The organism is Planktothrix sp. PCC 11201 (genome assembly GCF_900009135.1).
GTDB lineage: Bacteria > Cyanobacteriota > Cyanobacteriia > Cyanobacteriales > Microcoleaceae > Planktothrix.
On sequence record NZ_LT797701.1, the window covers coordinates 678,158 to 686,295 of the forward strand.

Annotated in this window: 8 protein-coding genes; 1 reads left to right on the forward strand and 7 read right to left on the reverse strand. The window is 36.6% G+C overall.

Going from position 1 to position 8,138, the window contains the following annotated elements; genetic code table 11:
* Positions 1-15 precede the first annotated feature (15 nt).
* From tsf to PL11201_RS13275, 6 genes are all read right to left on the reverse strand, one after another.
* On the reverse strand, positions 16-675 hold the full coding sequence (gene tsf, locus PL11201_RS13250) for a translation elongation factor Ts (RefSeq protein WP_079679293.1): 660 nt from the start codon (positions 673-675) through the stop codon (positions 16-18).
* Positions 676-844: 169 nt separating this feature from the next.
* On the reverse strand, positions 845-1,636 hold the full coding sequence (gene rpsB, locus PL11201_RS13255) for a 30S ribosomal protein S2 (protein WP_079679295.1): 792 nt from the start codon (positions 1,634-1,636) through the stop codon (positions 845-847).
* Positions 1,637-1,809: 173 nt separating this feature from the next.
* Positions 1,810-3,090 (reverse strand): ABC transporter substrate-binding protein, encoded by a 1,281-nt coding sequence (locus tag PL11201_RS13260; RefSeq protein WP_234996690.1) that lies wholly within the window; start codon positions 3,088-3,090, stop codon positions 1,810-1,812.
* Positions 3,091-3,189: 99 nt separating this feature from the next.
* Positions 3,190-3,855 carry a glycosyltransferase family 2 protein gene (locus tag PL11201_RS13265; RefSeq protein ID WP_079679297.1) on the reverse strand — a complete coding sequence of 222 codons (666 nt, stop codon included), beginning with the start codon at positions 3,853-3,855 and terminating at the stop codon, positions 3,190-3,192.
* A 32-nt stretch (positions 3,856-3,887) separates the two neighbouring features.
* The gene (locus PL11201_RS13270) at positions 3,888-4,991 is read right to left on the reverse strand and encodes a methyltransferase domain-containing protein (RefSeq protein ID WP_079679299.1); all 1,104 of its coding nucleotides are present in this window, start codon (positions 4,989-4,991) and stop codon (positions 3,888-3,890) included.
* A gap of 125 nt (positions 4,992-5,116) precedes the next feature.
* Entirely contained in the window at positions 5,117-6,010 is an 894-nt protein-coding gene (locus PL11201_RS13275; RefSeq protein ID WP_079679301.1) for a glycosyltransferase family 2 protein, read from the reverse strand.
* A 297-nt stretch (positions 6,011-6,307) separates the two neighbouring features.
* On the opposite strand from PL11201_RS13275, the gene PL11201_RS13280 reads away from it, so the two are divergent.
* Positions 6,308-7,240, forward strand: coding sequence for a class I SAM-dependent methyltransferase (locus PL11201_RS13280; RefSeq protein ID WP_079679302.1), 933 nt, complete (start codon positions 6,308-6,310; stop codon positions 7,238-7,240).
* A 190-nt stretch (positions 7,241-7,430) separates the two neighbouring features.
* On the opposite strand, the gene PL11201_RS13285 is transcribed toward PL11201_RS13280, so the two are convergent.
* Positions 7,431-8,096: an HAS-barrel domain-containing protein gene (locus tag PL11201_RS13285; protein WP_079679604.1), complete on the reverse strand. Its 666-nt coding sequence runs from the start codon at positions 8,094-8,096 to the stop codon at positions 7,431-7,433.
* Positions 8,097-8,138 lie beyond the last annotated feature (42 nt).

Sequence of the window (8,138 nt, forward strand, 5' to 3'; positions counted from 1 at the left end):
AACTTCAGAAGTAACCTAGGCTTTACCCATTTGTTCAGCCACTTCATCCGCAAAATTCTTTTCTTCCTTCTCTAACCCTTCGCCCAAAACAAAACGAGCAAAGCGACGAATTTTAATGTTTTCTCCTAACAGAGCAATACTTTGTTTTACCAACTCCGCCACCGTAATATCTTGATTGCGAATGTAAGGTTGATCAACTAAAGATAGCTCTTGAAGACGCTTATCAATTCGTCCTTGAACAATTTTTTCCTTAATATTATCAGGTTTATTTCCTAAATCATCCCGCTTCATTTCAATCTCTTTTTCCTTAGCGGTAATGCTGGGGGGAATATCATCAATAGAAACATATTCCACATTAGGACAAGCTGCAATTTGCATGGCAATATTATTCACTAATGCCTTAAATTCCTCCCGACGCGCCACAAAGTCTGTTTCGCAGTTGACTTCCACCATCACTCCAACCCGTCCGCCAGTGTGAATATAACTTCCCACCAAGCCTTCGGTAGCGCTGCGAGAGGTCTTTTTATCCGCAGAACTAATTCCCTTTTGACGCAACCATTCTATGGACTTAGTGATATCCCCATCATTTTCAATCAGGGCTTTTTTACAGTCCATCATCCCCGCGCCCGTTTTATCGCGCAGTTCCTTCACAACTTTTGCTGAGATTTCCGCCATCTTTTCCTCAGATTTATTCTAGGTTTGCTACAGCTATCATCCATCTGTTAACCACCAGTATAACAAATGAATAAGAGCGTTTTTCCAGATTAATATTCCAGGAGTCCCGAGGGGATAATTTAGTTTAAACCCGTCCAAAAAAAAGACTCCTGAGAACTTGTTTTAGGTTTTATTCTTCCGACTCCGAATCAGAATCTAAATCGCCGATATCTTCAACTTCTTCATCGTCTTCATACTCGGCTTCGTAATCTTCAAAGTCTTCGGGTGCTTCTGCACCTTGACCATGACGTCCTTCATAAATTGCATCGGCTAACTTACCGACAATCAACTTAATTGAACGAATAGCGTCATCATTAGCTGGAATATGAATATCTGCCAAATCAGGATCACAATTGGTATCTAATAAAGACACAATGGGAATATCTAATTTCCGACATTCCATCACCGCATTATATTCCCGGCGTTGGTCAACTAAAATCACCACATCAGGAACACGACGCATGGCTTTAATTCCGCCTAAATACTTCCGTAATTTCGTCAATTCTCGACGTAAAACCGAAGCTTCTTTTTTAGGAAGATAATCAAAATAACCACTGGACTCGCGGTCTTCCAAAGTTTTCAGACGGTCAACCCGGGTTTTAATCGTCGCCCAGTTGGTCAGCATTCCCCCCAACCAACGTTGGTTGACATAATATCCCCCGCAACGGGCGGCTTCGCTGGCGATAATTCCAGCAGCTTGACGTTTAGTACCGACAAACAGAAACTTCTTCCCATCTTCAGAGGAACTTCTGACATAATCATAGGCCTCCTCCATTAGTTCTGCGGTTTGAACTAAATCAATAATATGAACCCCGTTACGCTCCGTGTAGATATAGGGAGACATTTTTGGATTCCAACGGCGGGTCTGATGTCCAAAGTGAACTCCAGACTCCAGCATTTCTGCCAAACTAATAACGCCCATTCTTTATAACTCCTAATTCGGGTTAATCCTCCATCCAGGCGTATCAGCTAAGGGTTTTAACCCTAGAAACACCCGAATCCCTGGATGTGTGATTTTTAGACAACCTTTCCAATATACCATATCGTGAGGATTTTGAATCAAAGAATTAAAAGATCACGGGAATTTGTCAGTAATTAATTACTATTCCAAATTAGTTCTAAACGGGCTTGAGCTTCTTTGAGTGCTTCCTCAGCAGAAGATTTACCTAGTAATGTGGACTCAATGGCTCGACCCAAACTATTAGATAAACGATTATATCCAGCAATAATGGGTCGAGCGCGGGCTACAGGCATTTGGTCTACAAACACTTTTAACCAAGGTTGGGAGTTGAGGAATTGTTGATAGGCCGGACTTTGAACAGAATTAATATTAACGGGTAAAAAACCAGTCCCTATAGCCCATTCTGTTTGAAATTCTTCACTTAAAACAAATTCTAAAAACCTCAGTGCTGCCTTCTCTCTTTCTGGCTTAGTCTTCATCACATAAAGATTTCCACCCCCAATCACCGTAGCTTTCTTAATATTAGCAGGGATAGGAAATACTTGATAATCAACATTAGATTTAGTAATATAAGTCCAGGGGCCAGTGATTTGCATTGCCACACGACCCGCCAGAAAATTATCCTCCTCATAACCCCGTTCTGGACTAGAAAGAATGGCTGAACCATCTTTAATTAAGTCTTGCCAGAATTTTAAAGCGGTAATAGCTCCAGCATTAGTTAAATTGGGATAGCCATTAGTTACTATTTCACCGGGGGCACTTAATAAAAACGGAAACCAACTAAAAACAGTCCATTCTCCTTTACCTAAAGGCAGTAATATTCCATGTTGTTCGGGTAGTTGATCGCCATTTTTATCGATTGTCAATTTTTTAGCAACTTGGCGTAATTCTTCCCAAGTTTTCGGGGTTTCTTTTATTCCCGCAGCTTCAAAAAGTGTAGGACGATAAAAAATAGCCAGATTACTTGTAGAAAGAGGAATTGACCACAAGTGACCATCTAATTTTAATTCCTCCAATGTGTTAGGAATAATTTCAGATTTCCCGGGTAATTGGTCAAACCATTCTTCTAGGGGAACAATTGCGCCCAATTCGACAAACTGACCCGTAAGTTGAGGATAAAATGACAGAATATCTGGAGAGGCATTACCAACGACAGCCGTTAATACTTTTGGTAATCCTTCTGCGTAAATAGATTCTACCTGAATATCAGTATGTTTTTGATTGAATTTTTCTACCAATCTTTCAAAAACATCGCGGTTTTTAGGGGGATTAATTGATTGCCATAGTGTCAGATGAATTACCCCGTTATTTTTATTTACATATTCTTGACAGCCAGATAAAAAAGTAATACAAAATAAAAGTATAATAGCCGAAATCAAAAGTTGCTTCCAGATATAAAACATTTCCTGTTGCACAATAGATAACTCCTCTATTTTTCATATAAAAACCTTTGAAAATGGTAAAATTCGTTGATTTATGTTATTAGCTTTTAGCTAATTTGGCAAAACAAAGTATTAATTTTCATGTAAATAAATATTTGCTAAAACACTCTTAGTAATACTTGTTTCTGCTCTTGTGTAAATATAGGTTTCTGGTTTGGTAATGTTTTGAGTTTTGAATACTTTTTCTGCTCGTTGCCAAAAATCTGTATCTTCACCATAGGCGATATTATCAAATCCTTTTAATTCAAAAAATACTTGACGTTTACCAAAAAAGGTAGGGCCTAAAACACATTCTTTTAAATTAATGGTTTTCCCAGGTTTATAATAATCAGCTACTATAATATCTTCCTCAGAAAAAAATCCGCCTTGTATTAAATCAATTTCAGGATGAGATTTTAGATAATTAAAACGAGATTCTATATGATGAGGGGCATAGGTATCATCACTATCTAAAAATGTAATATAGGAGCTAAATGAGGCTTGAATACCGACATTTTTAGAGTAGGCTAACTTGCGATTTTTATGTTTCAAATAACGGATATTTTGAGTGTTTTGTAAATAGGGGTTGACAATTTCAAAAGTCTGATCATTGCTGCCATCATCGACAACTAGCAATTCCCAATTTTTAAAAGTTTGACCGATAACACTATCAATACATTGACTTAAATATTGGGCTCGATTGTATGTACATAAAATGATGCTAACTTCGGGTTGGATATCAAAATTAATCGGACTCATGGCAATTGATAAAGAGTTATAAAAAGTGAATTTTATTTCTGGGCTACGATACAGGTAGCCACAGGATAATCTGGATGATATGCGTCTAGTTCTGCGGTTGTTAGTTCTTCAGTGGCGATGCCATGATAACTAGCAATAACAGTAATAGGATTACCATAAATATAGAGCTTTTGGTCAGAGAAATTTCTAAACATCCAAGCAAAAGCATCAGGTAAAGGCCGCCAATAGTCCATGGGTGTAGCATGGAGTCTGATAGAACTGGGAACCATGGCAAAACATTTACCCCCTGGTTTTAACCAAGTATAAATATTTTCTACTACTTGCCAAGGTGCATAACAGTGTTCCAGAACATTAAAAATTACGATGGAATCAAAGGATTCCGGTTTAATTATAGATGGATCGTGAGCATCACCGACTATATCTATTCCCAAACCGGGTTCTATATTCATAATTTGATAGGATGTTCCAGGATTGACTTCATAGAAGTCTTTATCTTTGGGTATGCCTCCTATTTCTAGGATATTACCATAAATTTGCGTTTGAATTTCTTTTAAATATTGGCTGAGATAGTATCTATCTACTGGTGTACCTCTGGTTAAACCAAATGCTTGACAAATAGGAACAGTCTTTTTTAAATCCCCCCAATTTATGGAATTTGTAGCAGGAGATAGCAACCCCAGTTTTTCTAAATGTTCCACTAAATTACGAAATTCTTCTAGGGTATTAATGGATTGGAAATCATCTTTTAATTGATAGTTAAAAAATAATTGTGTCAGAAATTGGTAACTTTTTTGACTGATATCACCCAGTTCAAATAACATTTCCTTTTCGATAAAGCTGCGAAATCCCTTACCGAAAATTGTAATTTTTCCATCGGCTAAAAACACGATGGCATTTTCCAGCAGATGTTGATATTGTTCTAGCTCCTCCGTCTTCTCTAGGACTGAAGCTGATTGAATTTGTTCAAAGATTAGGTAAGCTTTTTCTAAAGAATGTTCGTGAACAAATATTTCTAATATTGTTAACCAGGATTTGTTAGTAATAATTTCTGCTGTGCGTTGACTCCAAGCAAAAATAGCATAAAGTTGGGAATCTTCAATTTTTAAGAAAGCATTACTTACATAGGTTTTAATCATTGAATTTTTTCTCATTTAAAAAGTAAATTGTGCTGAATTTGCAACCAAAGCTAAAGTTATCATGGTAAAGTAATAGTGTCAAGTTGATGTAAAAAAACACGATTTTCACCGTTCTTGTGCCTTTTTTAAACCTCGTTTCTCAAAAAATTTACATATCCTAAAAAATCCCGATCTTGAATTTTAGTTTTAAAAATTTCCAGCCAATCAGTTTGGGGATTTTTCAGAATTTCCATATCGTAAATATTATCTGTTTCCGATATGAAATTTATGATTTTTATGCACTCAGCTTTGGCTAAATTGTTTTGAATAGATATTTGACCATTATTTATTTTTTCAAGCAATTTATTTCTAGATTTATGAAACGTTTCATGGGTATCGGCAGAGTTACAAGCAGATCCCTTACGCTTATAGTAAATATGCAAAGGCTCATGTTCAAAACCAATACACTCAATGTCATTAAAAAAGGACATTAAAAAAACAAAATCCTGCATTCTGGGAAAATCAGTATCATAATATAAATTGGGTATTTTGGTGGCATCATATAAATAAATACTAGAGCTATGAAGAGAAACCCATGGTAAGTCTTTTGGAGAAAGAAACTCATAATTAGGTAACTTATTGAATTTTTCTAGTAAAAGATCAGAATCATGATCTCGAATTTCAATATCAGAAATAGCCGCACCATACCTCTCAACCAAAGGGATCATCTTTGATAATTTTTGAGGTTTAAATTCATCGTCCGCATCTAGGGTTGCCATGTACTGTCCTCTAGCAACCTCTAACCCTTTATTTCTGGCATTACTTGAACCCGAACCAAATTTATTTGTTGAAATAAATTGTAAGCGTTCATCCACGATATGATCTTCTTTAAGAATTTGAGAATAATTTTGGTAATCATCGCTAATAATAATCATTTCCCAATCCATAAAATCTTGATGTATGACACTGCTCACGGCTCTCTTGATAGTGTTTTCTGCCTTATAAGCGGGAGTAATAATAGAAATTAAAGGATTTTTCATGGCATTTGATTTGTTGGTTATCGGTAAGAACTTGATTTAATCTATCGAAATAAAGTTATCTTTGGCTTTGAAAAAGGTAGAAGTATTGAGCCACAGATGCTGATCACCCCAAGTGAATCGGAGAACAACAACTAACAGCACAGGATATTCAAGATTTTTATCCAAAATAGACGAATCCATGTTAACATAATGGAAGCTTTAATCAAAGCTTGTCGCCAAAATTGCCATAAAATTACCGATTTAGGTTTTTTGTATACAATTAAGCAATTATTTATGATCTAATGATCCCATACATTAATGAATTTTGATAATCATCAGTTAAATCTTAATTTGGCTTGGCGAATTGGGGAAGAAGGATTCCTGAAAATTGTTGACTTGATCAATGAGAAAGTTAATTTGCCAAATTATATTTTAGAATTTGGTAGCGGTGCAAGTTCCATCCGTCTAGCTTTAAGTTTTCCTCAAACCAAAATAATCTCAATAGATGCAGATTTAGACTGTTATCATCAAACTCAAGAGCTTGCTAAAGAATTTCTTCAACCAGAATCTCTCTTTGAGTTAAAATATCAGCCTTTGAGTTTTCAAGAATATGGTTTGGGTACGATTTTTGCTTATACTCAAGATACTTCCTTAAACAACCTTAGTTTTGACTGCGTAATTATAGATGGGCCACCATTCTATACCTTAAGAGGAAGAGAAGCCTGTTTATATCAAGTCTATAACCAACTCCGTATTGGTGGTATTGTCATTTTGGATGATTTCAATCGAGAAAGTGAAAAGATTATTTTAAAAAATTGGTTGTCAGTATATCCTGATAGTTTTAATATAGAAATTATTGAATCAGGACATCACCTGGCTATTCTTCAGAAAAAACAGTCAGTAAAACCTGATTGGCTTAATGAATATAGACACAATGATGCCATGGAGATTAACCAAAAATACAGGAAACTTCGGGCTGCATTCTTAAACTTAAAAGATGCCGATTTTATTAAAATACTTGAGTCTTTACCCAGCAATGTAATTATCCCTGCACTCAAAGATAAAGATAACTTGGATGATTTTATCAAACTAATGTTGACAATTCAAACAACATATCAAAGTGCTTCTGATCAAGTTAATTTTATTTCTGAGTCTCAATCAAATTTGACGGCTGAAGAAATTTTTCAGCAACAAACTGAGATTTTCTGTTCTTGTTTAGACTTGTTAAATTTAACCCAATCAAACCTATAGATGATATAGCAGTCGCCACATCTATAAGGACATTCTTGAAAGCTAAAAGCTGCTCACAGTAAGTATTTACCTATGGCGAGATTGCCTATTCCCTATTGCCTCTTGCTATAACATTTGGCTAAATTAGTTTATTTAATACTTGCTTAATTCGGAAAGTGACAGAAGCTGGATCAATTTAAGTCTCCGATAATCAAGGATGAATTTGCTTGAGAATTACTCGCAAGCGATCATAGTCATCTTTTAATAAAATACTCAGGGTTCGTCCCGCTTCTACTAACCAAGCTCTATCTGAGGTTTTAAACTTATAAACTTCTCGAATTGCTGCTGCTACCAAAGAATCAACCGGAGCATTACCTACATCTAATAAAGTTCTTAAAAAATCTAATTCCTGACTAAAATCCACAATTTCATCCGGTTCGCATTCATACACCGCTTGATGAATTTGAGGCGGACGGGGCGGAATATATTGATAAATTTTGCCCCGTTGCGGTTGCGAACTATTATCTTCACTCGCCAACTCAAACCCCACAATTGCCACCCGAAATTCCGTTTTTAACATGGCAAAAATTTGGGGTTGCTGTTCTCGCAATTCCTCTAAACTTAATCCTAACGCCCTCGCCCGATGTACGGAATCAATCGGGCTAGTCGTAGCATGATAAACCACCCCATAAACCTGATTTCCCGACTCCTCATCCCTAGATTTCACCCAACTGCCAAAGGCAGGCATCACCGGAAAACTCAAATCCTCCGGTTCCAAACATTGGGCTAAATATTCCGTCGTCGCCGTTTCAATTACCTCACCAATATGTTGTTGAGAACGGGCAGCAGTTGAGAAGGTGGGGAAGGGAAGACGCATAAGAGAGGGGAGGGGAGGCAGGGGGAGCAGGGGAGGCAGGGG

Bases quoted from the DNA above. Each gene is read 5' to 3' on its own strand.
- rpsB (WP_079679295.1), bottom strand. From the start codon at position 1,636: ATGGGCGTTATTAGTTTGGCAGAAATGCTGGAGTCTGGAGTTCACTTT.
- PL11201_RS13280 (WP_079679302.1), top strand. From the start codon at position 6,308: ATGAATTTTGATAATCATCAGTTAAATCTTAATTTGGCTTGGCGAATT.
- PL11201_RS13275 (WP_079679301.1), bottom strand. From the start codon at position 6,010: ATGAAAAATCCTTTAATTTCTATTATTACTCCCGCTTATAAGGCAGAA.
- tsf (WP_079679293.1), bottom strand. From the start codon at position 675: ATGGCGGAAATCTCAGCAAAAGTTGTGAAGGAACTGCGCGATAAAACG.
- PL11201_RS13265 (WP_079679297.1), bottom strand. From the start codon at position 3,855: ATGAGTCCGATTAATTTTGATATCCAACCCGAAGTTAGCATCATTTTA.
- PL11201_RS13270 (WP_079679299.1), bottom strand. From the start codon at position 4,991: ATGATTAAAACCTATGTAAGTAATGCTTTCTTAAAAATTGAAGATTCC.
- PL11201_RS13285 (WP_079679604.1), bottom strand. From the start codon at position 8,096: ATGCGTCTTCCCTTCCCCACCTTCTCAACTGCTGCCCGTTCTCAACAA.